The 26,059-nt window shown below is 41.4% G+C and carries 26 protein-coding genes and 1 pseudogene; 8 read left to right on the forward strand and 19 right to left on the reverse strand.

The genetic code is table 11. From position 1 onward, the window contains the following. Positions 1–74: 74 nt before the first annotated feature. Both secE and rpmG read right to left on the reverse strand, forming a co-directional pair. Positions 75–245, reverse strand: a complete 171-nt coding sequence (secE, locus tag IGK61_RS10405) for a preprotein translocase subunit SecE (RefSeq protein ID WP_005229766.1) — start codon at positions 243–245, stop codon at positions 75–77. 12 nt (positions 246–257) lie between these two features. Continuing rightward, on the reverse strand, positions 258–410 hold the full coding sequence (gene rpmG / locus IGK61_RS10410; RefSeq protein WP_005229764.1) for a 50S ribosomal protein L33: 153 nt from the start codon (positions 408–410) through the stop codon (positions 258–260). 155 nt (positions 411–565) lie between these two features. Between rpmG and cbpA the strand changes: the two genes are divergently transcribed. Next, entirely contained in the window at positions 566–1,204 is a 639-nt protein-coding gene (gene cbpA / locus IGK61_RS10415) for a cyclic di-AMP binding protein CbpA (RefSeq protein ID WP_005229762.1), read from the forward strand. Between the two features lie 84 nt (positions 1,205–1,288). Here the strand turns inward: cbpA and IGK61_RS10420 are convergent, their stop codons facing one another. Next, on the reverse strand, positions 1,289–1,798 hold the full coding sequence (locus tag IGK61_RS10420; RefSeq protein WP_074535168.1) for a QueT transporter family protein: 510 nt from the start codon (positions 1,796–1,798) through the stop codon (positions 1,289–1,291). 453 nt (positions 1,799–2,251) lie between these two features. Between IGK61_RS10420 and IGK61_RS10425 the strand changes: the two genes are divergently transcribed. Then, the gene (locus IGK61_RS10425; protein WP_074535167.1) at positions 2,252–2,755 is read left to right on the forward strand and encodes a hypothetical protein; all 504 of its coding nucleotides are present in this window, start codon (positions 2,252–2,254) and stop codon (positions 2,753–2,755) included. A 174-nt stretch (positions 2,756–2,929) separates the two neighbouring features. On the opposite strand, the gene IGK61_RS10430 is transcribed toward IGK61_RS10425, so the two are convergent. The 3 genes and pseudogenes from IGK61_RS10430 to IGK61_RS10440 form a co-directional block, all read right to left on the reverse strand. Further along, positions 2,930–3,313 carry a sunset domain-containing protein gene (locus tag IGK61_RS10430; protein WP_081343849.1) on the reverse strand — a complete coding sequence of 128 codons (384 nt, stop codon included), beginning with the start codon at positions 3,311–3,313 and terminating at the stop codon, positions 2,930–2,932. Continuing rightward, positions 3,293–3,349, reverse strand: a pseudogene (locus tag IGK61_RS10435) (hypothetical protein); the annotation flags it as partial. The pseudogene IGK61_RS10435 and the gene IGK61_RS10430, both read right to left, overlap by 21 nt. Positions 3,350–3,370: 21 nt before the next feature. Further along, a complete protein-coding gene (locus tag IGK61_RS10440) occupies positions 3,371–3,628 on the reverse strand; it encodes a hypothetical protein (RefSeq protein WP_074535166.1) in 258 nt (85 codons plus the stop codon). Between the two features lie 390 nt (positions 3,629–4,018). Here IGK61_RS10440 and IGK61_RS10445 point away from each other — a divergent pair, with 390 nt between their 5' ends. Beyond that, positions 4,019–4,546 carry an FUSC family protein gene (locus IGK61_RS10445; RefSeq protein WP_074535165.1) on the forward strand — a complete coding sequence of 176 codons (528 nt, stop codon included), beginning with the start codon at positions 4,019–4,021 and terminating at the stop codon, positions 4,544–4,546. 60 nt (positions 4,547–4,606) lie between these two features. Here IGK61_RS10445 and bsh read toward each other — a convergent pair whose 3' ends face one another. Both bsh and IGK61_RS10455 read right to left on the reverse strand, forming a co-directional pair. After that, positions 4,607–5,581 carry a choloylglycine hydrolase gene (gene bsh, locus IGK61_RS10450; protein WP_060792253.1) on the reverse strand — a complete coding sequence of 325 codons (975 nt, stop codon included), beginning with the start codon at positions 5,579–5,581 and terminating at the stop codon, positions 4,607–4,609. Positions 5,582–6,108: 527 nt separating this feature from the next. Beyond that, the gene (locus IGK61_RS10455) at positions 6,109–7,404 is read right to left on the reverse strand and encodes an ISL3-like element ISEfa11 family transposase (RefSeq protein ID WP_271822259.1); all 1,296 of its coding nucleotides are present in this window, start codon (positions 7,402–7,404) and stop codon (positions 6,109–6,111) included. A 345-nt stretch (positions 7,405–7,749) separates the two neighbouring features. On the opposite strand from IGK61_RS10455, the gene IGK61_RS10460 reads away from it, so the two are divergent. Continuing rightward, a complete protein-coding gene (locus IGK61_RS10460; protein WP_060792252.1) occupies positions 7,750–8,721 on the forward strand; it encodes a diacylglycerol/lipid kinase family protein in 972 nt (323 codons plus the stop codon). Positions 8,722–8,774: 53 nt separating this feature from the next. Here IGK61_RS10460 and IGK61_RS10465 read toward each other — a convergent pair whose 3' ends face one another. Genes IGK61_RS10465 through IGK61_RS10475 form a run of 3 tightly spaced genes read right to left on the reverse strand, consistent with a single transcriptional unit; the run spans position 8,775 to position 12,026 of the window. After that, positions 8,775–9,947 (reverse strand): ABC transporter permease, encoded by a 1,173-nt coding sequence (locus IGK61_RS10465; protein ID WP_010749441.1) that lies wholly within the window; start codon positions 9,945–9,947, stop codon positions 8,775–8,777. Continuing rightward, positions 9,934–11,079 (reverse strand): ABC transporter permease, encoded by a 1,146-nt coding sequence (locus IGK61_RS10470; RefSeq protein WP_060792251.1) that lies wholly within the window; start codon positions 11,077–11,079, stop codon positions 9,934–9,936. Before IGK61_RS10470 ends, IGK61_RS10465 begins: the two co-directional genes overlap by 14 nt. Positions 11,080–11,093: 14 nt before the next feature. Next, positions 11,094–12,026 (reverse strand): ABC transporter ATP-binding protein, encoded by a 933-nt coding sequence (locus tag IGK61_RS10475; RefSeq protein ID WP_060792250.1) that lies wholly within the window; start codon positions 12,024–12,026, stop codon positions 11,094–11,096. Positions 12,027–12,112: 86 nt separating this feature from the next. Between IGK61_RS10475 and IGK61_RS10480 the strand changes: the two genes are divergently transcribed. Beyond that, complete coding sequence (locus IGK61_RS10480) at positions 12,113–13,222, forward strand: sensor histidine kinase (protein WP_370447897.1); 1,110 nt, start codon at positions 12,113–12,115, stop codon at positions 13,220–13,222. Further along, complete coding sequence (locus IGK61_RS10485) at positions 13,219–13,842, forward strand: response regulator transcription factor (RefSeq protein WP_060792249.1); 624 nt, start codon at positions 13,219–13,221, stop codon at positions 13,840–13,842. The genes IGK61_RS10480 and IGK61_RS10485 overlap by 4 nt, the downstream gene beginning before the upstream one ends. A 103-nt stretch (positions 13,843–13,945) precedes the next feature. On the opposite strand, the gene IGK61_RS10490 is transcribed toward IGK61_RS10485, so the two are convergent. The 5 genes from IGK61_RS10490 to IGK61_RS10510 form a co-directional block, all read right to left on the reverse strand. Continuing rightward, complete coding sequence (locus IGK61_RS10490) at positions 13,946–14,173, reverse strand: hypothetical protein (protein WP_005229738.1); 228 nt, start codon at positions 14,171–14,173, stop codon at positions 13,946–13,948. Between the two features lie 101 nt (positions 14,174–14,274). Continuing rightward, positions 14,275–16,929 (reverse strand): SF1B family DNA helicase RecD2, encoded by a 2,655-nt coding sequence (gene recD2, locus IGK61_RS10495; RefSeq protein ID WP_074535164.1) that lies wholly within the window; start codon positions 16,927–16,929, stop codon positions 14,275–14,277. 20 nt (positions 16,930–16,949) lie between these two features. Beyond that, on the reverse strand, positions 16,950–17,603 hold the full coding sequence (locus IGK61_RS10500) for a histidine phosphatase family protein (RefSeq protein WP_074535163.1): 654 nt from the start codon (positions 17,601–17,603) through the stop codon (positions 16,950–16,952). 17 nt (positions 17,604–17,620) lie between these two features. Beyond that, complete coding sequence (trmL, locus tag IGK61_RS10505) at positions 17,621–18,124, reverse strand: tRNA (uridine(34)/cytosine(34)/5-carboxymethylaminomethyluridine(34)-2'-O)-methyltransferase TrmL (protein WP_005229727.1); 504 nt, start codon at positions 18,122–18,124, stop codon at positions 17,621–17,623. A 353-nt stretch (positions 18,125–18,477) separates the two neighbouring features. Then, positions 18,478–19,320 (reverse strand): methyltransferase domain-containing protein, encoded by an 843-nt coding sequence (locus tag IGK61_RS10510; protein ID WP_005229724.1) that lies wholly within the window; start codon positions 19,318–19,320, stop codon positions 18,478–18,480. Positions 19,321–19,422: 102 nt separating this feature from the next. Here IGK61_RS10510 and IGK61_RS10515 point away from each other — a divergent pair, with 102 nt between their 5' ends. Further along, entirely contained in the window at positions 19,423–20,064 is a 642-nt protein-coding gene (locus tag IGK61_RS10515; protein WP_005229722.1) for a copper homeostasis protein CutC, read from the forward strand. A gap of 61 nt (positions 20,065–20,125) precedes the next feature. Here the strand turns inward: IGK61_RS10515 and IGK61_RS10520 are convergent, their stop codons facing one another. Together IGK61_RS10520 and IGK61_RS10525 are read right to left on the reverse strand one after the other, a co-directional pair. Continuing rightward, positions 20,126–21,907, reverse strand: a complete 1,782-nt coding sequence (locus IGK61_RS10520; RefSeq protein WP_060792246.1) for an ABC transporter ATP-binding protein — start codon at positions 21,905–21,907, stop codon at positions 20,126–20,128. Continuing rightward, a complete protein-coding gene (locus IGK61_RS10525) occupies positions 21,894–23,645 on the reverse strand; it encodes an ABC transporter ATP-binding protein (protein WP_060792245.1) in 1,752 nt (583 codons plus the stop codon). Before IGK61_RS10525 ends, IGK61_RS10520 begins: the two co-directional genes overlap by 14 nt. Before the next feature lie 144 nt (positions 23,646–23,789). Between IGK61_RS10525 and IGK61_RS10530 the strand changes: the two genes are divergently transcribed. After that, positions 23,790–24,626, forward strand: a complete 837-nt coding sequence (locus IGK61_RS10530) for an AraC family transcriptional regulator (protein ID WP_010749431.1) — start codon at positions 23,790–23,792, stop codon at positions 24,624–24,626. Positions 24,627–24,682: 56 nt separating this feature from the next. On the opposite strand, the gene mgtE is transcribed toward IGK61_RS10530, so the two are convergent. Next, on the reverse strand, positions 24,683–26,047 hold the full coding sequence (mgtE, locus tag IGK61_RS10535) for a magnesium transporter (protein ID WP_010749430.1): 1,365 nt from the start codon (positions 26,045–26,047) through the stop codon (positions 24,683–24,685). Positions 26,048–26,059 lie beyond the last annotated feature (12 nt).

Consider the following 26,059-nt stretch of genomic DNA (forward strand, 5'->3'; position numbering starts at 1 on the left):
CTGCACCGAAGTTTTTCCTCAAAGCGATTATAGCATGATTTGCGATAAATGACTAGCGCTATCAGTAAGAAGTCTTACTTTAGGATCCAATTGAAGACTGTTTGAATCAGTGTGTCCATCACAAAGAACATCAATGCAAAAATAATGGTTGTTTGAATCACCACAAAGGTATCTTTACGTAATTGCTTTTTCGATGGCCAAGAAACGTTTTTCATTTCTTCAACAACATTTTTCAAAAATTTCATTTGATTCCCTCCTTACTTCGTTTCACGATGCAACGTATATTGATTACAATACTTGCAAAATTTGTTGATTTCAAGGCGTTCGCCTTTTTTACCTTCACTGACTGATTTTGAATAGTTGCGGGATCCGCAGACAGAACAAGCCAAAGCAGCTTTTTTTGTTGCCATCTTAGTGTCCTCCCCCTTTTTATAAAGTTTTCCAACACTAAAAATACCATTTATTTAAGAATGTGTCAATTTTTGATTTTCTGTCGTAAAAATATAGTTTCTTCTAATTTTGTGGTATGATAATGGTGTTAAATGGGTATTTGGGAGGGAAAATTATGTTATTAAAAACAATGGTTTACAAAAAACGCGATTTAACAACGGTAAAAGAAACAGCTACTTTAGAAGAAGCGCTGGCAATTTTGGAAGAATCTGGTTATCGTTGTGTGCCTATCCTAGATGAATCAGGCAAGATTTTCAGAGGAAATATTTATAAAATGCACATTTATCGCCACAAAGCAAACGGCGGCGACATGACTTTGCCAGTCACTTATCTACTAAAAAATGCGACCAAATTTATTTATGTCAATTCTTCTTTCTTTAACGTTTTCTTCACGATCAAAGAATTGCCTTATATTGCTGTATTAGATGAAAACAATCAATTTTATGGCATCTTGACACACAGTTCTTTGTTGAACATGTTGTCACAGTCATGGAGTGTTGAGCAAGGAAGCTATGTGTTGACGATCGCATCAACTGGTCAACAAGGCGACTTAGCAGTCATCGCAAAAATAATCGCAAAATACAGCAGTATTGCCAGCTGTATTACACTGGATATCGGTAAAGATGAATTTATCCGTCGTACGATGATCACTTTACCAGCGAACACATCAAAAGAATTATGCGACAAGATCGTTTCTCAACTGGAAGCAAAAAATTTCAAAGTTGTGGAGATCGAAGACCTAAAAGCAGAATAAAATAAAAGATCATTCCTAAGAAAGAAAGGAATGATCTTTTTTCTTGTTTTTTGAGAACCATCAAAGCAAAAAACAAGATTTTTTTTAAACGCGCTTATCGAAACGAACGGCACGATTGATGATATACATCACAGGTGCAGTGATCGTCATCACGATAAATTCACTCAATGCCGTTGTTGCAAAGGTTGGCCAGAAAGGTAATGCTAAGGTGATGTTTAGCATAATCGCAATCAGGAACATGCTTAATGAAAAAACAATTGTATTAAATGCGAGTCTTAAGAAAACATTTGGAATCTTCTTATGTACCAAGGCAGTTGCTCCTAAGGCTAAAAAGCTTCCGAAACCGCCGAATACGACATCCAAGATCCCCATTCCAAAGAACAAGTTATACATAACGACCCCACCGACGACACCCCACATCAATTTTCTGTTGAAAACGACTAAGTGATTCAACCCTTCAGATATTCTGAATTGAATCGCTCCTGAGGCGACTGGTGCGACCAGAACCGTTACAGCAACATAAAGTGCCATAATGATCCCATTGGCTGCGACGACACGCAAACGTTGATTGGTTAGATTTGTTGATTTTTCCATTTGATCCCTACTTTCTCCGAGTTTTGATTACGCGGGATGGTTGATGAACCGCGGTGCGCTTCGCACAAGTACTTATTATACACATTAATAGCCATATATCAATGTTAAACCAGCCAAATCCTTTTCTAAATCACCTTAAAAGCTTTTTCTAAGTCAAGTTTCTCACCGATTGCCATTCATTCAGTGCTTCTTTATTCTACTTAAACAAGCTAGTCACGGCTCATGGGGTAGCTTTTCTTTTCGGCTTCCAATAAAAGCATACTTTTGGAAAGCAAACTCAATGAGAAATACTCTTGCAAAGCCTACGCTTACTAATAAAAAAGTACCGCTAGTCATGCTGATCTTTCAGATAGCAAAACTAAAAAAAGAAGGGAGAGAAGCACTTGTAATCGATGTCGCAAATCACGTGATGGATAATCATATTTTTTTACTTTAACGAGGTACGCAATAAATATGTTACAATATACTCAAATAAACAAAAATAAAAAGGTGAAAAGTTGTAATAATGAAAAAATAGCGATCAGCTTAATAACTCTCCTTCTGATGGTCATAGCTGTTGGTTGTGGAAATGGTAATGGTAATGAAAATATCACAAAAGAAGACTTACAAAAAAATGACTGGCTTATTGAGATAGATGATGATGATGGTGAGTATGCAGTGATGACAGCCACATTTAGTGAAACGAATCTTACTATTGGTACCGATAATAGCTCGCTACAATCAGAAGAAGATGATGAACTGGAAGAGCTTGGAGTAGCTTTTGATGGGGTAGTCTGGGAAGAATTCGAGTATACCTACAACTATACCCTTGAAGACAATCAGCTAGTGATGCAAGATCCAGAATATGAAACTGAGATGTCCTACTTCTTCCTTGAAAGAGATGGTAAAAATATTATTTTTACATTTATTGAAGGAATGAACGATGAAGATGGTAGCTTTGTGCTGAAACCTCGCTAAAAAAAGGATCAGCCTATAAAGCGGGCAGCCAGTAAACTTACTTTGTGAATCCTCATATCTAGCAAAAAATACTATGGAATAAAAAACTCCTTTCCCGCTGAGGTGAAGGAATTGTTTATAGTGATCGAACCAGTTTCAAGTGCCCGATTGTGTACACATTGACTGAGTCTTTCTCTATTTAGCTGGTCGAAAGCCCGCTTTGTAAGCTTCCACCTCTGTCTTGAACATACGAATCGGACTGGTCGTTTTCTTATAGTATTGACTGCCCGGCAGGTGATAAATCTTTTGTTTTGACCCTTTGATCAACCCTTTGCCCCGTTTATCTACATATTTTTTTCGTCCATCTCGAAAGCCATTATTCGTCGTTCCAGGTGCTTTCCCACCTTTTTTTACCAGCTTAATCTGAATTGCTTCCAATTGAAAGCCAAAGCCAGAAGTTCCTGAGGACTGCCCGTTTTTTGCCCAGCCCATCCAGCCAAATTGTTGTGCATTGACTCGATAATAGACATCATAATATTTAGCGATCTCACCGGTAAGTTTGATTTGGATCGCTTCCAAACGTTGCCCCTTACCGCTTGTACCAGATAGCGCACCATTTTTTCTAAAAGATTTTTCTCATCCTTGTTTCTGAATGGATGTTTTATATTCAATACTTCCTTTATATTTTTCGTTTGTAATTTTTATTTTGATTGCTTCAAGTCGCTTCCCTTTTCCTGTAGTCCCTGACGTCTGAGCGTTTGTTTTCCATGATTGCCACCCTTGAGACTGGACATTCGTTTGATAGCTCACGCTCGGTGAAGAAGCAGCGAAAACTGTCACTGGAAAAACAACAAAACCAAGTAAGAAAACAAGTAATACAGAAACTTTTTTCATTTTATCCCATCCTTATTTTTGATTATCTCAATATAATATCTAAAAAACAAACTTTTTATAAACAATAAGTAGTTTTTTATCAAAACAACTTATATAAATGATAACAGGACTGAAAAATCAAAAGAAGGATCACTCATGGAAATGGAAAGGAGCTTTAAACGAGGAATGCGAAAATCAATTCATTTTAAGTTAGGTTTACTTATTGTATTCCTTTCAATACTCAAAGTTGATAAGTGCATAGGATAAAACTAGCTTTTCGACTACTGGTAGAATTTACCTCTCAACGCACGATGAAAGAATCGTTGTTCATTTTTCTGAAAATCTAAAATATGAGTGCTTGCGATATGGTATAATCTATTTCGTTGAAATTGTTTTGAGAGGATGGCATGATTGAAATTATTTGGATTGACCTTTGGCTTAAGAAATGTAAAAACTGGCATTAGTGTATTTCTATGTATTTTGATTAGTTTTCTTTTGAATCGTGAAACGTATGTTGTATCGACGATCACAGCTGTTTTCACATTACGAGAAGACCATGAAAACACTGTCAAATACGGGAAACATCGGATTGCCGGCAACAGCTTTGGCGCAATCGCTTCCGTGTTTTGTATTGCGATATTTAACTTTTTCGGACATTCGTCCGTTATACAAATCATTGCGATCCCTTTAGTGATCATGTTGATGATCGCTTTATTGGTCAAATTTGATTACTCCGAGGGAACAGTTGGCGCCTGTGCCACACTATTGACGATTTTATTTATGATTCCTCAAACTGAATCATACTTGTATGCCTTTAATCGGATTATTGACAGCTTCATAGGCATGACGATCGCCATACTGGTGAATCGCTTTTTCCCATTTCCCAATAAACGCACTGCACAAACGAAGGCAACACCGAGTCAGAGCGATTCGGTTTGAAACAAAGCAGAAAAAGAACCCCATCTCAAAACGGCATTGAGATGGGGTTTTAAAAATGGATCAGTTACTGAAAAATACTTGTTGGTCTTCAACTAATGGATAAGAAATCGGTACATTGCCTCCCAAATCTTCTTTATTCATATCGACTGCAACGATTTGACTATTTTCATACGTACGATAGTAATAGATCCCTTTATCTGTATTGCAGCAAGAAGTATAAATCGTGTATTCATAGTTTTCATTTCCAATATCACATAGTCCTTTTTGCTGTTCGACAGAACCTAGAATATGGAAAAACTGACTAATGCTTTCGGATTCAGATTCTCCAGAAACGGAATTCAATCGGGTAAATGCCGCTTTGACAAAACGAGACATCGAAGAAAGATCTCCTGGAAGACCTAAGCCCCCCATTCCACGACTGTACTCATCAAAATCCAGCTTGTCAGAAAAATGCGTTTCTGGTGTTTTCGATGATAACACACGGTAGTTATTCAAATTGAATAACTGGTAGTCAAATGGCGGATTATTCGTTAAGACCCCGACCGAATTTTCATGAATATGAAGACCATCACTCATACTCTCAACAACGATGGCGCTCTTTTTATCAGCAATCATCCAATGCAATGGCGATAATGGTAGTTCTTCACTAAAATTGATCTTTACCAGATTAACCTTCGCCAACAGGGCTTTTGCCTCTTCCACGGTAGCGCATTGTCCTAGTATCCATGGGATGAATTCAAAAGGCGTGACATTTTCTTTCCCCTCTTGAAACTCATTGTATACAGCATTTTCTGGAAAATTCAAACCAGCGATACCTAAGCCTTTTTCGTTGACCGCATCATAATAGAGTGGGTATTCAGCGACTCCAGCAGCAATCCCGATCATCGCATAATGGTGATCTATTTCACTTACTTTGCGAAATTTCAATTGATAATTTCTCGGAGTAATGGTCACCACTTCTTTATAAGAAACATCGTAATCAAAATTTCTGCCAAAATAATGATCCTTCGTTACATACGTTAGCGCAGTACACATCCTAATTCCTCCTAAAATAAGTTTTTACACCTTTAATTTACTCCTATCGCATTTTTTTAACAAGTAAAACGGAAGAAATATTAATAAAAAGATAATTAGACATTTTATAATTATTTTAATATGAACTAAAATTCAAAAAAAAATTTCAGCTTAAATGCCTGCCTTCTCACAGCTTGCTCACTTCGGGAACACTTGGACGACAGCTTCCGAGTTTGGTGCGAAAAGAGGAAGTTGCTACTATTTTTACCTTTCCTTTAGAAAGTTTAAAATTCTCTAAAATGCACAAAGTAAACATTGTAAGCGATTGCTAAAATAGGAAAACCTGCTATACTGTAAGTGTAAGGAGCAAGGATTCCCAGTAAAGCAGACGAAGCAGGTTCTGCAAGAAAAGAATTGTTGTCAACTTAGAATAAAAGACAAAGGATGTGGGAATTTGAGTTACTCCGGCTCTTTGTCAATAAGGACTGATGAGTTGTGCAAAATCAAATCTGGGTCAGAATGAACCTCATTCTGGCTCAGATTTTTTGTTATCTTACTTTGATTAATTGATTGATCAAAAAGATTCTAATTCTCATGTTCTCGAATGATTTAAATCCGTAGGATACTCGTTTCATTGTCTTTATGTGGGTATTCTTCGCTTCTATTTTTCCATTGGAATAAGGATAGATCATTGCGTTGGTGATGCCTTCTTCATAGGTCAGAAGGTTTTGAAGCTTTTCCCGAAAGCTGTCATCCAACGTTTCGGGAAGTTCTGCTAATAAGGAGAAAAATAAGTCAGGGTCTTTGTCTCGAAAGGCTTCAACTAATTCATGAAAAAAGGGATACGCCTCCTTTAGGGGCGTAGAAAACTCAAGCAATCGATCAATCATCATTGCTTCAGTAAGAAATGGGTATTTTGGTGCTCGGAAACTTTTCCATGTTTTGTATTCATAATGGTTGATGTTTGCACGATTTTTTAGCAAAAAGCGCCAGTTCTTTTTCAGTTTTTCTGCCTGGCTTTTCTGTCCTGCTTTACGAAGTTCATTCATTTCACGGATACGCAACTCATTGAACGCTTGATTCATGTGTTTGACAATATGAAACCGATCAATCACTACTTTCGCATTTGGCAAAACACGTTTGGTGAGCTGGAAGTAGGCGGCGTTCATGTCTGTCACCAAGAATTCTACTTCTTCTGGATTGGTACACTTTAAGAAATAGCTTGTTAATCGAGGTAATTTACGCGTAGGCAAAACATCTATTAATTTTCCTGTTTCGCCATCCGCGCAAATAAAGCTCATCTTATCTTCTATGGAAGCATGCGAACGAAATTCGTCAACCATCAATACTCTGGGGAGGATCTTCTTAGATTGCTTTGGTAAATAGCTTTTAAACTCTTTCAATGTACGAATAACGGTGGTCAAAGATACCTGACAGCTTTTCGCAATAAAAGATAAAGATACTTTTTCAGTCAGTAAAGAAGCAATTTTATATCTAACATGATTTGCGATTGAATGTCTGGGTTGGACAAAATAACTTTGAGCCGTCCAATGGGTGCGACAGTTTTTACAGGTATAGCGTTGCTTTTTTAGGCGCATAACCAAAGGCATATGATTGTATTGTTCAAAACGGACAATCGTTTCCTTTTTTCCATTTTTCACTATAATTGCTTTCCCGTTTCCATCTACCACAGTAGAACCACAACTTCTACAAGCACGAGGAGTAGGCGAGAGAACAGCATCGACGACCAACGTCTTTTTCTTCTGAAGGGTCTCGTAAGAGACCTCTGTAATCATCAAATCTTTCTCTGTTATTCTCAGCATTTTTTTGATAGAATCATTCATATAGCATATCGTCCTCTCAGTTTGTTTATTTTGTCGTGATTTAATCATACTAGAGAACGATATGTTTTTTAATACCTAAAATGAAAATGGGACTGAAGAATCAATTCTGATTCATCAGTCCCATAAATTATAGAGCCGTTACTCCTTACTAATTGAATAGGATTCGGCGATGGGCATCGTTACCTGAGGATCAAAGTGGACATAAGAACCTTTGAGAACCTAGAAAGCACAATCGTCGAATCTATTTTTTTGCTCTTTTTTTCAGGCATCGTCCCCCCTCCTTCTGTCGAAACATGCTATAATTAATCGCATTGAACGAAAAAACGATATGGAGCTATTCATAAAATGAACTATTATTATCACTTCCTCGTGAACCCTGTCTCAGGCAGTGGACGAGGAAAAAAAGCGGTGGAACGTGTGCAAAAAATCGTAAAAAAACATCGTTTCCCCCATCAAGTCTATTTAACAAAGTCTCCAGGTGATGAACGAACGATTACACGAAAACTCTTAAAAGAGCGCCTCATTCCTTGGGATGAGGTCTATTTAGAAAACGGCGAGATGCTTTATCCATTATTGGTGGTTATCGGCGGTGATGGAACGTTGCACCAAGTAGTTTCAGAGTTACAACTTGAACAACAACAAATCCCCGTTGCCTATATCCCTGCTGGTTCAGGAAATGATTTTGCTCGGAGTATCGAGTTGCCGCGGGAACCAGAAAAAGCATTTTGGAAAATTGCTGGTACTACTAAGCCTCAAGAATTGACCATTATCCGTTATGAGGAGCAGATCCAAGAAGAAAATGGCATTGCTCTTAATAATGTCGGAATTGGTCTTGATGCGGCAATCGTCTATACCACCAATCACTCTGTGGCAAAAAGCAATCTAAATAAGTTTAATCTTGGCTCCTTTTCCTATATCGCTGCGATTATTCGGGTTTTGTTTCGCCAAAAAGGCTTCCCGATCTTAGTTGAGTGCAATGGGCAGCAGTTCAGTTACAAAAAAGCTTTTTTATGTACCACGACCAATCATCCTTACTTTGGCGGCGGTGTGGCGATTGCTCCAACCGCTTCAGTCAAAGAGAAAAAGTTTGATTTCGTTCTTGTCGAACGTGTGTCGCTTTTTAAGATTTTTTGGCTGATCGGCTTACTGATGCGAAAGAAACACATGAATTCACGTTACTTTCACCATCTTTCCACTTCGAAGCTGAGAATCATCTCCCCCGTTCCTCAACATGGACAAGAAGATGGCGAGGAAATGGGGCAACGCCCCTTTGATATTACCTTTACCACGGCTTCACAATTATTCTGGTGCCCATAAAAAAACGATACAAATCGCTGCTGATTTGTATCGTTTTTCTATCCGTTCGATCATTAATTTTTCGCCGAATGGTATTGCCAACGACGGCTTCCTTCTCTTCCCAAAATAAATTGGAGCATTGAAAATACGGCAGCAAAAGCAACTAGTACGAAGCCATTGAACCAAAAAGATTCTGTGAACGCTTGATTATAAGTGAGGGTTTCACTGATCAATGTATTGTTTTGTACAAACCAATAGGTTGGCGTAAACGCTGCAATTTTATTGACGATATCTGGCAGGAAATTCGCGGATACAAAGACACCACCGACAAAACAACTTCCTGTTATGAAGATATTGCTGATCCCACCGATTGCTTCTGAGTTTTTCACCAGGGAAGTGACACAAGCTGAAAAGCTGATAACTGGCAATAAAAACAAGAACGTATTCAAAATGTGGTACCAGGCTGCTGTATCCCAAGACGTGCGAATCACTAATAACACCATCAGTAGTAGAAAGCCGAAGGTCAAGAGTAGCGAGTAGCTGATCAAACTTAGAAGGATTTTCCGCTGCAATACACGCTTCGGAAGTGGTGCACTCTGGTTTCGCTTGCTGATTTCTTTGCGATTGAATGCCAAGTTGATCACACCAAACCCGCTAAATACCGAGAGAAAGAGCCCATAAGACAATAAGTTAAAGGTCATGCCAGTCAACAGTTTTTTCATTCGCTGCCCATACTCTGCACTCAGCTTCACATCCCCTGTGACCGCTAGTGCAGATTGCGCTTGTTCTATCGCCGCTGCGACGGTTTTGCCTTCCTCCTGAAACAAAAGGACTGTTTGTAAAAAAGTGTTCACTTGCTGAGTGACGACTGTTTTAGAAAAGGCATCGGGTCGACTTTGAATCTCGATCGTCGGCATCTTGCCTGCCTCAACTTGATAAGTGAAATCTGCTGGCACATGCAAGACAATGTTTACACGATTAAAATAAAGCGCATCATCAATTTCTTTTTGCGAGGTGCCATCCAACGTGACCAAGGTTTGCTTTTCTTTTAAATAGGCTCGGAGACCATCCACGACAGGCGACTCCTCCTCACTGATCAAAGCAATTTTTGCCTCTTGCAAAGAGGTGTTTTCGACATCGATGCTTTGTGCATAAAAGAATGTGACAACAACAGTGATCAATACCCCAATCAGTAAGTTCGACTTATTTGCTTTAAGCAAAGTCCAAATCGTTTTATAAAGCGTCATAGCGCACCCCTCTTTCGATCCAAGCATTCCCGATGGCAAATAGGACGATAAAGCCAGTCAGCCATAGAAGATTGGTATAAAAGCTAGTCAAATCTGTATAGTAGTACAATTGATACAGGCTTTCACTGATCAAATTGACGAGATTCACTTGCCCCAACAGTGGCACATGCAGATCAAGCCAATACTTGATTTGTTCCGAGCCCATCATCCCGGCAAAAAAGCTCATTGCCATCGTCACGGAGACCAAAATTCCGTCCTTTTGCACCAAATTCATTTTTGGTGTCAGATTCCCAATCAATGTCCCTAGCAAAATCGCACACAATGATCCTAATGCGGCAACCAGCAGTAACCACTGCCAACGTTCGCCGAAGTCTACTTGATAGACAAAACGAAAGACGGCTAAGATAAGATAGATTTCGACTAACACAATCGTAAAACTTGCCGCTAAATTCGCACTTGAAACCAATGTCCGTTTCCTTGGTATCAAGGAAAGCCGAATACCATTCGCGGATTGATTGGCTTGCTGATCCTGGACATTGCGGACACCCCACATCGTCCCGTAGAGGATCGCCATCCCGATCAACGTAAAGAAATAGAAACTTTTGAAACTCATGTCACGATCAGCATTCACTTCTTGAAAAGTCGCTTCCTGCTCAAAAGCCGATAGAATTGGTGCCAGATCAAGGCTCTCAAGTTCTGCCGCTTTACTAGCAATGATTGCTGTGCGTTGTAAAAATTGATCCATTACATTTTTCATCAACGACTGGCTCATGCCCGCTTGGCCCACATGCAGAGAAATGGTTTCATCATCAATCAGATAATACCCAGCTAAATCACCGGCAGTCAGCTTCTCAGCTGCCTCTGCCTCTTGTAATTCCTCGAGTTCAAATAATGGTTTTTCATTGATTTTTACTTGTTCAAGGACGGTGGAAAAATTTTCCGAAAGCGCTGATTGATCTCCAGTCTTTACGATCCCCGTTGTGATCGTTTCTAGATTGCCCGCTTGATCGATCTCCCAGAAGGCAGCCATAAACATTAGACCTAAGAGGATAGGAAACGCCAACGTCCAAAACAGCATGGATTTATTTCGCAGCAACACTTTTGTGCGGTATTTATAAAAATGCCAAAACATTGTGATTCCCTCCTTTAGTCTCTCAATTCCTTGCCCGTGATCTCTAAAAAGACATCATTCAAGGTGGCTTCTTTGGTTGCAATTTTTCCATAAGTGATATGCTCTGCTTGTAAGAGCGTCAGAATCGGTAATAAAACTGTATTCAGCTCCGTCGTTGTTACTTCAAGCTGACCGTTTTTATAGGCGATCCCATCAGAAGCAATGGTTTGCTGAATCGTTGTCAATACAGGCTCAGGCAGTAAGGGGATATCGATGGTCAAACGATCCGCTGTCCGTACCATATCTTTTAGAGATTCTTTGGTTCCTTTAGCAATCACCTGTCCTTGATCCATAATCACGATCTGGTCACAAAGAATCTCCACCTCTTCCATGTAATGGGTCGTATAAACAATCGTCGCTCCTTGACGATTCAGTTCTTTGATACTTTCTAAAATTTTGTTCCGACTTTGAGGATCGACCGCTACCGTGGGTTCATCTAAAAAGATCAAGCGCGGCTTATGAGCGATCCCGCAGGCGATATTCAATCGTCGCTTCAACCCACCGCTGAGCTCGCCTGGGTGAAACGTCACAAAATTTTCCAATCCCACTAATTGAATCACTTCTTCGATCAAGGCTTGGCGTTTCTGTTTGTCAGCAACATATAAACCGCAAAAGTAATCGATATTTTCTTGCACACTAAGTTCTTCAAAGACGGCAACATCTTGAGGAACGACGCCAATCATTGCCTTGACGGCATAATTTTCCGGCGTCATGATTGATCCAAACAGTTTAATGATCCCTTTGTCATAATTTAACAAAGAGAGCATACAGTTGATGGCGGTGGATTTTCCGCTCCCGTTTGGTCCCAATAATCCTAAAACTTCTCCTTCTTGAACTTGCAGATCAAAATGGTTCAATGCCACAAAATCACCATAGCGTTTTACTAATTTATCAATTTCGATAATCATGATGAAAAACTCCTTCCAAATTTCTTGTTAATCTGACTATAATAAAGTTCAAGGAAAGAAACTAGTGACGATTGGCTAAACCAACCATGACATTTGTCACAATGAAGGAGTCTCCTATGACGAACTATCGACCACTCACCGAAGCGGGCTTTTTCCTCGCTATCTCATTGTTCTTATTGGTAAACCAAGGATTTGTTGCTGTGCAAGTCATCTATCTGCTGATCGCTGTTTTATTTACTGGCGTCAGTTATTTGCTGCCTAAGAAACCAAGCTGGTTTTTTCAAGTTATTCTGTTGCTGCTATGTGCCTTTTGGCCAGCGCTTGCCCTCTTTTTGCCCGCAATGATGCGGGTGATCGCTCCAAAAGAAAGACAAGATGATGGTTTATTCCTATTAGGTTTTTTGTTGATTTCGACGGTTGGCAACCATTCACCCACTGAGCTCGCCTTTATCATCCTGCTACTGCTTTTCGCATTTTATTTACGAAAAAAAGAGCAGCGAATGATCGATCTTGAGAAAAAATATATTGCTTCAAAAGATACCCATTGGGAAAAGCAGCAGCAGTTATCGGAACAAAACAAAGCATTAGCCCTGTCACAAGAGACAAAATTAGCCTTACAAATCGCGGAAGAACGAAATCGAATCGCGCGAGATATCCATGACAATGTCGGCCATCTACTTTCGAGTGCCATTTTACAAATTGGTGCGCTTGAAATGATCAATCAAGAGCCGAAATTAAATGTGCCGTTAGCAAATTTGAGTGCAACGGTTCACACTGGGATGGATCGCATTCGGCAAAGCGTTCATGATCTCCATGAAACCTCGATTTCTTTTCCGCAGGCCATAGAGTTTCTGATTGCTGATTTCCCCTCTTCCGTAACGATTGAAGGAAACTTGTTTGAAGGATTGAGCGAAGCACAGCAAAACTGTTTCTTAATGGTCATCAAAGAAGCCTTGACCAACAGCATCAAACACAGTCATGCCAAAACCGTTGTCGTGCATTTTCGCACGTTGCCCGCCTTTTACCGTTTGCAGATCACCAACGAGGACGTCAATTCACCCCAAACTGCAAACAGCGGAATCGGTCTAAAAACGATGCGTCAACGGGTCCAGGAGCTACAAGGTCAAGTTCATATTTTGCAAGAAAACCAACGCTTTCAGTTGACGATCATTTTACCAAAGGAGGAACACCAATGATTACTGTAGTCATTATTGATGATGACCCGTTCGTGACGACCTCGTTACAAACCATTCTTGAAAGCACAGAAGAGATTCAGGTATTGGATATCGGTCATTGTGCCAAAGACGCCATTGCTCTTTACGAAGCCCATCGTCCTGACGTTTTGTTGACCGACATCCGTATGCCGGAACAAACTGGGATCGCTGCTGCCAAAGAAATACTGGCTAAATTTCCCCAAGCGATCCTCTTGCTTTTGACCACCTTCAAAGATCAAGAATACATTCGTGAAGCCTTTTCTATCGGTGTCAAAGGATATTTGATCAAACAGAACCTGCAAGCGATCATCCCTTCTGTCAAAGCCGCATACAATGGGCAAGTCGTGTTTGGGAATGAGATCGTCGAGACCTTCACGCAAATGATGAAGAACCAACCAGCGATAGATAATCAAGCATCTTTTAGCGAACGTGAACTTGCGATCATCAAAGAAGTAGCAGCGGGTAAAAATAATAAAGAAATCGCTGATGCCTTGTATTTGAGTGATGGAACCATTCGTAATTACATCAGTCAATTACTAGAAAAGCTGGAGTTGCGGGATCGCACGCAATTAGCGATCTATTATTATCAGCATTTAAAGTAAACCTCATCGATTGCAAAAAAGCCTGAAGAATGCGAAGCTGCATTCTTCAGGCTTTTTGTTTTCTACTCGATTATCCGACTGTCATAGTATTTTTGTGGACAAGCTATGGATTTCCAGGACTGCCAGGATTCGTTGGGTTATTCGGTGTGTTAGGCGGAAAAATCGGCGCCTTATCTAACGTTTTTTCTAACCCTGATTCTTCCCGATCGCCTCGTTCTGACTCAGGACTTTCATCCAATTTGAATTCTTTTTCCATCTCATCTAATTTTTTAAAGTCGTTGCCAGATTCTTTTGCTAATTTTGCTAATTTATCTTCGGTTTCTTTCGCCATAACGTAACGCCTCCTTTTGATTTTAGCTTAGCATAAGAAGCTAAAAAACCAAAAGAAAGCGCTCACTAACGACCCTTTTTTAGTATTTTCTCATCTTTGAATCAACCATTTTTTGCGGGCATAAAGTCGTATGGAGAACAATCCTTCATGCCAATCATTGGATCCACTAAATGCTTTTTGACCATCGTTAAGGTCAATACACCATCGTTTGGCGTTTCTTCGATGAGTGCTTCTTCCCCCGTAGTCCCTTCACTTAGAACCTTATCCCCTGAAAGAGGCTTTGCCATTTCTGTCTGATTTGATGCTGACGGTTCCGTCTCGGCAAAAGCAAACAAATCAAGCCCACTATCTGAGGTCTTTTCTACCGCTTGCTTGTTAGCACTAACTTCAGTGCTGGATTGCTCCTTTATCTTCGTCGAAGACGTTTTTACTTTCGTGTCAACAGAGGAATCCTCATAAAATGGATCATCCGCTTCTTCAAATTGGGCCAATTTTGCTCGTTGTAACGGCGTCATTTTTTCTGTGCCATTGATGCGTTCTTTCAGCGTCGTTAAACGAGTCGCAGATTCGTGGTTGACACAAGTTTGGTACGCTTGTGGTTCACCAAGTAAAATCAGCATCTCTTTGCTACGGGTCACAGCAGTATATAGCAAATTGCGCTGCAGCATGCGTTGGTATTGATGAACCATCGGCAAAATAACCATTTGAAATTCACTGCCTTGAGATTTATGGATCGAACAACAGTAGGATAACGTGATCTTGTTCCATTCATTCCGCTTATAGGTCACTTCGTTGGCATCAAATTGAATGACCAGCTCGTCGACCTTGTCTTCCGACTGTTTGGCTAGAGTGATCCCAACGATTTGGCCCATATCGCCATTAAACACGTTATCTTCAGGAGAGTTTACCAACTGCAAGACCTTATCTCCGATACGATACACCGTATCATTGAAGGTCACCTCTTTTTTGGTCCCATCATTGGGGTTAAAGATCTCTTGCATCATTTTATTAAGGGCATCGATCCCGGCTGCCCCACGATACATCGGTGCCAACACTTGAATATCTTGCGGCGTGTAGCCTTTGTCTTTTGCCCGTTTCACGATCTGAGCGATCAACGGTTCGATTTTGTAAGCATCACACGCAAAGAAAGAACGATCTTTTTGGTTTTGTGTAAAATCTGCAGGCAGCTGCCCGTTTTTTATGGCATGGGCGAGTGGAATAATACTTGACCCATCGCCTTGGCGGTAGATCTCCGTCAATTCTTGTTTCGGGATCGCATCGATCGCTAGCAAGTCATGAAGAACTTGTCCTGGCCCCACAGAAGGAAGCTGATCTTTATCCCCCACAAAAATCACTTGCATGTTCGTAGGAATCGACTTAAAGAGGGTATTCGCCAGCCATGTATCCACCATAGACATCTCATCGACGATCAGTAAGCCGCCTTCTAATTCTTTTGGACTGATCGATGGCGCTTTTTCACGTCCGTTCAAGCCTAACAAACGATGGATCGTACCACTTGGCAAGCCAGTCGTTTCGTTCATTCGTTTGGCGGCTCGACCAGTCGGTGCTGCCAAGAGAATCGGAAAGGTTTCGTCGCTGTATTTTGATGGCTCTAAGTCCAAATCGTTCAACTCAGCAAACAATTGTACGATCCCATTGATCACCGTCGTTTTCCCAGTACCAGGTCCTCCTGTCAAAATAAACAATGGCGAACGAATGGCTTCTTTGATTGCTTCTTCTTGCGAAGACCCATAGGTGATTCCTAAATGCTTCTCAATTTTTCGCAGCGTTTTGCTGATTGTTTTCTCAGGATACACGATCTCTTTTTTGCGAGAAAGCAAGCGTTCGATGGAACTAGCGATTCCCCACTCAGAAAAGTACAAACTGTTTTCATATAAACGAGTTTCTTCTTGCTGGATTTTTCCTTCTTCCACTAATTGAATGATCGTTGATGCCAGGTCGTCTGGCGCGATCTCAATAGGTCGACTCGTCTCTAATAAACGCAGTGTCTGCTCTAACAAGTCCTGGGCGTGGATAAAGGTATTACCCGTCTGCAAGGACTGGGCAAAGATCTGATGCAAGACCGCCGCTCGAAACCGTTGCGGTGACGATGCTTCGATCCCTAGTTGCTCAGCGATGCCATCTGCACGTTTAAAGCCAATGCCTTCAATGTCTTCCACCAGCTGATAAGGATTTTCTTCGATAATTGCTAATGCTTCATTTTTGTAGGCTTGGTAGATTGCAAAAGAAAGCTGACTACCAAAACCATAACGGCTCAAGCCAACGATCACTTGATCCATCCCATGGTTTTGCCGAACGGTATCTAAAATCATTTTTTGCTTACTTTCATTCAATCCTGGAATCTGCTCCAACAATGTTGGTTCTTCCAGCATCCGGTCGATCGCTTCTTCTCCTAAAAGATCAACGATTTTTTCAGCGGTCTTCTTGCCGATCCCAGGAAATTTTTCTCCAGAAAGATAGGCGATCAACCCTTGTTCAGAGGTTGGTTGTTCTTGTTGGTAGCTTTCGGCCTTCAACTGGACGCCATACTTGGGATGATTGACCAGCTCACCAAAAAACCGATACTTTTCCTCTTCTTGGATTTCGCCGAAACTACCAGTAACGACGATCTCCGAGTCTTTGTAGTCGGCATTATTCTCAGTGACTTTAACTAATAGTACTTTATAAAAATTGCTGGGATTCTGGAAAAAGATGGCGGCAACATGGCCGACAAAAAACGTTCTTTCTGGAATCATGGTGCCGCTCCTTTCATGGTTTACAATAAAGCGTCTAATCCTGCCTGATTGCTTAAAAAGCTTGCTTCATTCCAAAGTTTTAGTTTAAAAGGCAATACTTTTTGTTCATTCGTCTCTAATAAGCTAACGCTGTTATTGACTAATCCACCTTGCTCTCTTAATTCGGCTAATGGTTTGCCTGCAAGCCACTGTATAGCAGCCGTAAAGGATGCTCCATGACCGACGAACAATAATGGGCCTTCATGCTGCATCACCGCATCCATGACGACGGTCTCGATTCGGCTCAATGTTTCTTGGATCGGCTCACCTTTAAAGGCACTGGGATCGTATCTATCCAAGTGATTACGCAAATCATTCAGTTGTTGGGGATACTTCTCATGCATTTCATCGATGGACCGACCTTCCAATTCACCGAGTCCGATTTCTCGCAGGTTCTCATTATAAATGATTTCAACAGGGTGTTGGAGTCTTGCTTGGATCTCTTGGGCAGTCACTTTTGCTCGCAAAGATGTACTTGAGTAAATCTTCTCAAAAGGAATAGCTGCCAGATAATCACCGAGTAATTTGATCTCGTCATAACTTTCTGGCAATAACGGCGAATCCCCCAGCATTCCTTGAAAGCGGCGTGCTTGGTTCCACTCTGTTTTTCCGTGACGGGTAAAGTATAATTGCATCGAAAAAGCCTCGCTTCTTAGTCTAATTTGTCGTTCTCGTAATGATGCGTCAATTCCAACTCTGGGAAGCCTTGCTGCCGCAAAACTTCATAAATGATCAAGGCCGCCGTATTTGAAAGATTAAGGGAACGAACGTGCTCATCATTCATCGGAATCCGCAAGCATTTTTCGGCATGCTCTCGCATAAAGCTTTCTGGAAGCCCCGTCGTTTCTTTCCCAAAAATGAAGAACTGATCGTCATCTGCGGTGTAATCGACATCAGAATACACACGATTGGCAAATTTCGAGATCAGGTACAACGGACGCGCTCCTAAAAAGTCCATAAAAGCAGCTAAATCTTTATGATAGGTAATATTGACATCATGCCAATAATCAAGCCCAGCACGCTTCAATTGCTTGTCATCCGTTGAAAAGCCTAAAGGCTCGATTAAGTGTAAATGAGTATTTGTTGCTGCACACGTCCGTGCAATATTCCCCGTATTGGCTGGGATCTGAGGTTCAAAAAGAACGATGTGATTCATAGATAAAAACTCCTTTCGATCGGTTACTGCCGATCGGTTCTCGCATTGATTTGTGTCGTTAAACGTTACGTTTTCCATTGCATGCTCAGTAACTACTTCAATAACTTCTATAGTACCATATTTTGGCACGCTTGTTTTTCTAGAAGCAACATTTTTTGGGCGCTTTTTTGGGCATAAAAAAAACGTACCAACTCGGTGTCGATCACTGCGAGTCGTTACGTTAGTGAAGCTCTTTTCACTAACTTTTATCAGAACAGGAACCTGATAAAAACCAATGAAAAATGACTTGAGAACAATATATCACTCCCATGGCATGATTGCAAGAGTAAATAACAAAAAAGTTCAAAATATTTTCAGGAAATTTTCGCAATCAACACCTCAACATCAACCGTAATCTGTGTCAAAGGGGTTTGTCGCAGCTTTTCTTTGCGTTCCTCCGAAGCCCCCCACTCTAACGGGGACATGGCAAGTAAATCTTGACGATTTTCTTCAGGGATCGCAAAAACATGCGTCACTCTTTGACGGGATGCGTTGGGATAGTGTTCAAAAAATTTGCTAACGACCCGTTCATTCGAATACTGCTGTTTTGTTTCGTTATCAGGATAAAAAGCGGCTCGTAGCTCTTTTAAATAGTCCGCCGCAGGAACCACTTTGATCAGCTGTCCGCCTTTTCTTAGAATGCGGTTAAACTCCCCATAATTTGACGGCGAAAATAGATTGAAAATCGTATCAAAGCTCGCTTCAGCAAACGGCAGGTTGGTCAGATCCGCCACACACCAAAAAGCTGGTACGTTTTGATTGGTTGCTAGATAGACTCCGTCCTTGGCAATATCAAAGCCGACAGCCGCCTGAGTCTTTTCATTGACCAGCTGAGCCAGAAAACTGCCTTCCCCGCAGCCAACATCTAAAAGATGCTTAGCATCTCCCAAAGCTGCTTTGATGGTCTCAAGGACTGGTGCATACATGCCGCTAGCGATCATTCGTTGACGCGGCAAAAACAGTGCTTGATCATAATCTGCTTTGACTTGATGATCCAAAAAGAAAAGTGTGCCTTTCTTTGATAAGTCAAATCGATGACGATTTGGACAAACCAAGCCATTTTCGGTCGGGAAAAATGCTTGGCGGCACAATGGACATTCAAACAAGTGATAATGGGCGTTTAAAAATAGGCGCCCGCGATCGATTTTTTTTAACATTCAACTTCCCTCATCTCTGCTCTACTTTAGCATATTCTTGTGGTAGAATGCTAGTGGATAGAATAACAAATCAATTGAACACCCATCAAATGGAGGTAAATCATGTTAAAAGAATTTTGTGCAGAAAACTATACCAATATTCCCTTAGCAATCGCCCGAGGTGCAAAGCGCATCGAACTCTGTGATAATTTAGCAGTCGGCGGAACAACACCAAGTACCGGCGTGCAAGAAGAAGTTCTGCAATATGCTGGCGAAAAAGGAATACCCGTTATGACGATCATTCGACCTCGGGGCGGGGATTTTGTTTACAATGATACAGAATTGAAAATCATGCATACCGACTTGATCGAAGCAAAAAAATTAGGAACAGACGGCGTTGTTCTAGGTTGCTTAACTCCTAGCGGCTGGTTGGACGAAGAAGCATTGGAGCTACTGTTAGAAACCGCAGAAGGCTTGCAGGTTACTTTTCACATGGCATTCGACGCGATTCCTGTAGCGCGCCAATTCAAGGCGATCGATTGGTTAGCTGAGCATGGGGTACAGCGGATTTTGACCCATGGTGGTGCTGCAGGCACTCCAATCGAAGCAAATTTCGATCGTCTGAAAGAATTGATCGCCTATGCTGGTGAGCGTTTAACGATTTTACCTGGCGGTGGCATTTCCTTTGAAAATGCCCAAGAAGTTGCCGATACACTAGGTGTAAAAGAAGTTCATGGAACCAGAATCGTTGACCTTAACGATTGAGCTTGAAGGACACAAAGAAATCCCCACAAACGATGCGTTTCTATCGTTTGTGGGGATTCTTTTAGATCGCTTGCAATAAGTCGTATTGTGATTGATACAAATGGTGATACAAGCCTTTTTGTGCCATTAGCTGATCATGGTTACCCGATTCAGCGATTGTCCCCCCTGCCACGTAAAAGATTCGATCAGAATTTTTGATCGTGGACAGTCGGTGAGCGATGATAAATGAGGTTCTGCCTTCTAACAGCTTCAACAATCCTTCTTGCAGCAATTCTTCTGTCTTCGTATCGATACTTGAGGTCGCTTCATCTAAGATCAAAATTTTTGGATCAGCCAACAACGCTCGGGCAAAGGAAATCAGTTGGCGTTGCCCTGCAGATAAAGTACTTCCTCGTTCTTCGACGACGGTTTGATAGCCATCTTTCAACTCCGTGATAAAGTCGTGGGCACGGACGATCTTCGCTGCTTCGATGATCTCTTCTTCTGTCGCATCTAATTTTCCATAGCGAATATTCTCTATGATCGTTCCTGAGAAAATAAAGGTATCTTGCAGCATGACACCCATTTGTGAGCGCAGCGATTCCAGCGTCACGTCACGAACGTCCATCCCATCCACTTTAACACTGCCTTCATTGACATCATAAAAGCGGCTCAGCAAGTTGATGATCGTGGTCTTCCCTGCACCAGTAGGACCAACCAAAGCAATACTTTCCCCAGGTTCAATGTGGAAGTTAACATCAGAAAGAATGTTTTTGCCTTCTTCGTATCGGAAGGTCACGTGTTCAAAATCAACGGTCCCTTTCATCGTTGGCAATACGTTTGCATCTGGTTTGTCTTCGATATCTGGGACTTCATCCATCGTTTCAAAAATTCGTTCAAGATAGGCTGTTGCTGTAATCAAAGAATTATAAAAATTCCCGATATTGATGACTGGATTCCAGAAATTATTGATATAACTGATAAAAGCGATCAGAGTACCTGTGCTGACATCGACACCGATCTGACGAATGCCGACAAAATAAATCAAACAAGTCGTAATGACTGAAATGTTTTGCACCCCTGGCCACATCAGAAACTGAATTTTGACAGCTTTCATCCATGAAGTTCGGTAATCATTGCTGACTTCTTGGAAGATCTCAGCATTTTCTTCTTCTCGCGCAAAGGATTGAGTAATCTTGATACCAGCAATACTTTCATGAATGTAAGCATTTAGATTGGATTGTTTATTACTCAACACCTGATAGGCTTTGCGCTGGTTATTCTTGATCACCATCACCATGATGAACAAAATTGGCAGCAACGCAAGGGAATACAAGGTCAATTTGAAGTCGATCGCAAACATAAAGATCAAGGTGATGATGACGTTGAAAACATCCGAGATCAAATTGATCAGGCCGTTGCTCAATAGGTCACTCAGTGTATTGATATAGTTTACGATGCGAATCAAGATCTTGCCGTGGGGCCTTGTATCAAAATAAGAAAAAGGCAGTCGCTGCAGATGTTCAAAAATATCAAAGCGCATATCCTTCAATACGTCTTGACCAATATTCGTGATATGGTAGATACGGTAACGCATGCAGACGCCGATAACGATCAAGGTCACTAGAAAGGCAGCTCCTAGAAGCAGCAATTGGTTGACATTTTTCTCAGGAATCGATGAATCGATCGCGATCTTTGTGAACACGGGCGCCAGCATTCCTGCTAAGTTTGCCAGAATGATCGTAAATAGGACTTTCGCAATACTTCTTTTATAAGGAACGACATATTGTGACAAGCGTTTGAAATCCTTCCAACTAAATTCCTGGTCTAATTCCTCATCCACATCAAATTTATTTCTCGCCATCGTCTTCACCTCCTGACAAGCCTAATTGTTTTTGATACACTTCGTAGTATTTGCCCCGCAGACTGACAAGTTCTTCATGGGTCCCTTGTTCAACGACTCGTCCTTTTTCCATCATCAGAATCTGATCGGCTTCTCGAACAGAGGAGATCCGATGCGCAATGATAAACGTCGTTTTCTCTCCTGTTAATTTTGTCAGCTCCTGTTGGATCTTCGATTCTGTCTCCATATCGACGGCAGACGTCGTATCATCCAAAATCAAGATCGATGGATCTTTGGCTAAGGCCCGTGCTAGGGAGATCCGTTGTTTTTGTCCGCCAGAAAGCCCTACACCTCGCTCGCCCACGATCGTTTCATAGCCTTGAGGCATCCGAGAAATAAAGGTATCTGCATCAGCGACTACCGCCATTTGCCGAATAAAGCCTTCATCAGCTAAAGGATTTCCAAAAGCAATGTTGTCGGAGATGGTATTGGAAAACAAGAAGACATCTTGCATCACCATTGAAATGTTTTCCCGCATTTGACGCACGGGATACTCTTTGGCGTTTTTTCCATCAATCAATACTTCCCCTTCAGTCGGATCATAAAAGCGTCCAACTAAATTCACTAACGTCGTTTTCCCTGAACCGGTTTCCCCTAAGATCCCTAACGTTTGGCCAGGGCCAATTTTGAAGTTGATGTTTTCCAACACATTTTGATTCGGATCATCCGAAAAGTGGAAGGAAACATCTTTAAACTCTACAAATCCTTTGATTGGCTCTAATTTTTCTTGTTGATGAACAGGAATTTTCGATTCTTGCGCCAACATTTGCCGAATTTTGATACAGGCTGCAGAAAATCGCTGAACATCGTTGATCAACCAACCACTCATGCGCATAGGATTATTCAACATCCAAAGATAGCCATTAAACGCAACAAGATCTCCTAAGGTCATGTCCCCATTGATTACGAAAATTCCGCCTAAGACTAAGGCAATGACTGACAAGCTTCCTGCTAAGCCGTCAAGCCATGGCAGATAGGTACGGGAAACTTTGGCAGATGCCATGTTGCGGGTCTTAAAATCTTCGTTGTAGGAGCGAAATTTTTCAATCTCAAAATTTTCACGAGCGAAGGCTTTTACGACCCGATTGCCGCCGATATTTTCTTCCACCATTGAATTCAAGCGCGAAAAGCTCTCACGAATGTCAAAAAACAACGGGTGTGCTTTCTTAGACATGCGATTGGTCAACAGAAATATGATCGGTGTGACAGCCACCAGCGCCAACATCAATTTCCAATCAATAAAGCTCATAACCACCACCGCTGAAAAGAACCACAAGATACATTCAGCGATATTGTAGGTCACCCAAGAAACAAAGTGGCGAATGGCATCGGTATCACCAGTCATCCGTGCCATAATATCTCCCACACGAGTATGATTGAAAAAGTCGAAATCCAATTCTTGCAGCTTCTGATACAAATCTTCCCGTAAATCGTATAGCGTATTTTGCCCGACCCGTTCAAATAAAATTTGATAACTGTAGCGGACAATGGTACGAATGACGGTCGTTGCGATCATGATCAACAATAATGGAATCAATAAGTGCGTTTTTTGCTGATTGATGACATCATCGATCACCATTCCTCCCAAGTACGGATTAACAATGATCAGCGCTGCATTGATCACTAAAAACAGGACTGCCAATATGATTTTTCCCCGGTTCTTTTTGGCATAGCGCCAGATCCATTGTGTATTACTCATCTAATTCCCCCTCTCGTTGTTAAGCTTAGCGTTTTGAAAAGCGATTTGAATGGTTTTTCTTACTCATTTTGATGTAAAATATTAGTAAGAAGCACCATTCCCTTTTTTTACAGGAAATAAGCACCCAATTGGAGTGAATCAGCCATGAATTTAGTTAACCCTCGCACGTTTAATCCAGAAATCATCTATCTCTTTGACCCATGGACGCAATCAGAAAGTCATGGAGAAATGCACCATCATGACTTTTTAGAAATCAGCGTCTTATTAGAAGGAGAAAGTACCTATTATTTTGAAAAAGAACCAGCGAAAAAAATCCGTGCTGGCAGCGTCATGCTTTTCAATCCTGGCGTCGATCACTGCGAATTGCAGCCTAAGGGCACTCGCTCCCATCAGCTGCATATTGGTTTAAAAAATATTTCTTTGGAAGGGTTTAAACGGAATTTTTTCCCTAACAAACACCCCTTGTTGGAGCTAGGCAAATACCATCATCAAGTTTTGGAAAAAGCCTGGCAGTTGGTGAGAGAAAGCAGTGAAGAGCGGGATGAGTTTCAATTGATGCAAAAGGCTGTTTTGATGGAGATGCTCGTCTACATTTTACGTGGACTAAATGAAGACCATATCAATGTCGTGCCTTACCTTTCCAAAAGCCAACGACGACAACAACAGATCGTCAACTATACGGTCTATTACTTGGAAAATCATTACAAAGAAGAAATCACGTTAGAGAAGCTCGCACAGGATCAATTTCTCAGCCCGACGTACCTTTCAAAGATTTTTAAAGAGGCGACGGGTGTCAGTCCCATCAACTACTTGATTGAGATTCGCTTAAAGCGTGCCAAAGACATGTTAAAAAATGAAAACCTCACGATCAAAGAAGTCGCCTCTGCTGTGGGCTATCAGGATGCTTATCACTTTAGCAAGTCTTTTAAAAAACTTTATGGTGTCTCTCCTTCTGGGGTATTGCCAAAACCAAAAAATTAAAGAGCAAGCCGATGACCTTCCTTCGAATGAAGAATCATCGGCTTGCTCTTTTTTATTCATTGAATAAAATAGTTCATAAAAAGACTGGCAATGTTGAAGTAGATCAAAACACTAGTCAAATCGCTAAGGGTCGTGATAAACGGACCACTTGCCACTGCTGGATCAAAACCCAGCTTGTCCATCAGCATCGGGATCAAACTTCCCGCTAAGTTGGCTACTGTGATGGCACACATCATCGCCATCCCAATCACAAACCCTAGAATCGGATTTTGTTTCCAGACAGCTACGATAGCAAAAATCGTCAACCCCGTGATGGCACCTGTGAACAGTCCTGTCAGCACTTCACCGACCACCGTCTTCATAAAGCTGTTTTCTTTGTCGTCATTGATCGCCAGACGACGAACGGCTACGGCTAAGGATTGGGTACCAGCATTACCGGCAGTTCCGGTGATCAGTGAGATAAAGACGGCGAGAATACTTGCTTCGCTGACCAACTCTTCATAATGACTGATCAGACTGGCGGTTGCCATTCCGAGAAAGAGTAAGGTGATAAGCCAAGGCAAGCGTCTCGAAGATGCTTTGATTGGGTTCTCACTGACTTCTTCCACATTGACCCCTGCCAAACCAGAGTAGTCACTGGCTGCTTCATCATCGATAACGTCGATGATATCATCGACGGTCACGATCCCTAATAGGTGATCGTCATAATCGGTGACTGGCAATGCGAGAAAGTCATAATCTCGGAAGGTCTGAGCGACATCCTCTTGGTCATCTCCAACATGGACCGACATCACCCGCTCGTTCAAAATATCCGCGATCATGGTATCTTCATCATTGATGATCAAGTCTCTTAAAGAAATAACGCCCACAAGCTTATTATCAGTATCCACGACGTAAATATAGTAAATCGTCTCGGCAACATCTGCGGCATTTTTTAAGACATACATCGCTGAACGAACCGTTTGGTTGGCAACAATGGAAACAAACTCGGTAGTCATCAGCGATCCAGCAGTTTCATCTTCATAATGCAGCAGCTCTTTGATTTCGCTAGCAGCTTCAGCGGTCATCAAACTCAAATATTTTGCTGTTTGTTTTTTATCCAAAGTATTCAGCAGGTCAACCGCATTATCGGTATACATTTGCGCCAACATATCAGCCGCATAGGCGGGGCGCATCTCTGAAAGATAGTCTACCATGTGTTCATCATCTTCTTCAATGACGTCAAACATGTCTGCCAATTCTTTCGGGGAAAGATACGTATAGACGATTTGTCGATCGGCTGCTTCTAGAGATTGGTAGAACTGACCCTGCTCGTAGATATGCAGATCCAAGAACGCCTCACGAAATCCCTGGATATCATTGTCTTTTAATGCTTGATTCAGTTGATCAAACCGTTCAGTTAATTCTTGATTTTCATCCAATCTCTTCACCTC

The organism is Enterococcus sp. AZ063 (assembly GCF_051715045.1).
Classification (GTDB): domain Bacteria; phylum Bacillota; class Bacilli; order Lactobacillales; family Enterococcaceae; genus Enterococcus_D; species Enterococcus_D casseliflavus.

Excerpts from the sequence above, each read along its gene's own strand:
- secE (WP_005229766.1), bottom strand. The coding sequence starts at position 245 with ATGAAATTTTTGAAAAATGTTGTTGAAGAAATGAAAAACGTTTCTTGG.
- rpmG (WP_005229764.1), bottom strand. The coding sequence starts at position 410 with ATGGCAACAAAAAAAGCTGCTTTGGCTTGTTCTGTCTGCGGATCCCGC.
- cbpA (WP_005229762.1), top strand. The coding sequence starts at position 566 with ATGTTATTAAAAACAATGGTTTACAAAAAACGCGATTTAACAACGGTA.
- IGK61_RS10420 (WP_074535168.1), bottom strand. The coding sequence starts at position 1,798 with ATGGAAAAATCAACAAATCTAACCAATCAACGTTTGCGTGTCGTCGCA.
- IGK61_RS10425 (WP_074535167.1), top strand. The coding sequence starts at position 2,252 with ATGTTACAATATACTCAAATAAACAAAAATAAAAAGGTGAAAAGTTGT.
- IGK61_RS10440 (WP_074535166.1), bottom strand. The coding sequence starts at position 3,628 with ATGAAAAAAGTTTCTGTATTACTTGTTTTCTTACTTGGTTTTGTTGTT.
- bsh (WP_060792253.1), bottom strand. The coding sequence starts at position 5,581 with ATGTGTACTGCGCTAACGTATGTAACGAAGGATCATTATTTTGGCAGA.
- IGK61_RS10455 (WP_271822259.1), bottom strand. The coding sequence starts at position 7,404 with ATGAATGATTCTATCAAAAAAATGCTGAGAATAACAGAGAAAGATTTG.
- IGK61_RS10460 (WP_060792252.1), top strand. The coding sequence starts at position 7,750 with ATGAACTATTATTATCACTTCCTCGTGAACCCTGTCTCAGGCAGTGGA.
- IGK61_RS10465 (WP_010749441.1), bottom strand. The coding sequence starts at position 9,947 with ATGACGCTTTATAAAACGATTTGGACTTTGCTTAAAGCAAATAAGTCG.
- IGK61_RS10470 (WP_060792251.1), bottom strand. The coding sequence starts at position 11,079 with ATGTTTTGGCATTTTTATAAATACCGCACAAAAGTGTTGCTGCGAAAT.
- IGK61_RS10475 (WP_060792250.1), bottom strand. The coding sequence starts at position 12,026 with ATGATTATCGAAATTGATAAATTAGTAAAACGCTATGGTGATTTTGTG.
- IGK61_RS10480 (WP_370447897.1), top strand. The coding sequence starts at position 12,113 with ATGACATTTGTCACAATGAAGGAGTCTCCTATGACGAACTATCGACCA.
- IGK61_RS10485 (WP_060792249.1), top strand. The coding sequence starts at position 13,219 with ATGATTACTGTAGTCATTATTGATGATGACCCGTTCGTGACGACCTCG.
- IGK61_RS10490 (WP_005229738.1), bottom strand. The coding sequence starts at position 14,173 with ATGGCGAAAGAAACCGAAGATAAATTAGCAAAATTAGCAAAAGAATCT.
- recD2 (WP_074535164.1), bottom strand. The coding sequence starts at position 16,929 with ATGATTCCAGAAAGAACGTTTTTTGTCGGCCATGTTGCCGCCATCTTT.
- IGK61_RS10500 (WP_074535163.1), bottom strand. The coding sequence starts at position 17,603 with ATGCAATTATACTTTACCCGTCACGGAAAAACAGAGTGGAACCAAGCA.
- trmL (WP_005229727.1), bottom strand. The coding sequence starts at position 18,124 with ATGAATCACATCGTTCTTTTTGAACCTCAGATCCCAGCCAATACGGGG.
- IGK61_RS10510 (WP_005229724.1), bottom strand. The coding sequence starts at position 19,320 with ATGTTAAAAAAAATCGATCGCGGGCGCCTATTTTTAAACGCCCATTAT.
- IGK61_RS10515 (WP_005229722.1), top strand. The coding sequence starts at position 19,423 with ATGTTAAAAGAATTTTGTGCAGAAAACTATACCAATATTCCCTTAGCA.
- IGK61_RS10520 (WP_060792246.1), bottom strand. The coding sequence starts at position 21,907 with ATGGCGAGAAATAAATTTGATGTGGATGAGGAATTAGACCAGGAATTT.
- IGK61_RS10525 (WP_060792245.1), bottom strand. The coding sequence starts at position 23,645 with ATGAGTAATACACAATGGATCTGGCGCTATGCCAAAAAGAACCGGGGA.
- IGK61_RS10530 (WP_010749431.1), top strand. The coding sequence starts at position 23,790 with ATGAATTTAGTTAACCCTCGCACGTTTAATCCAGAAATCATCTATCTC.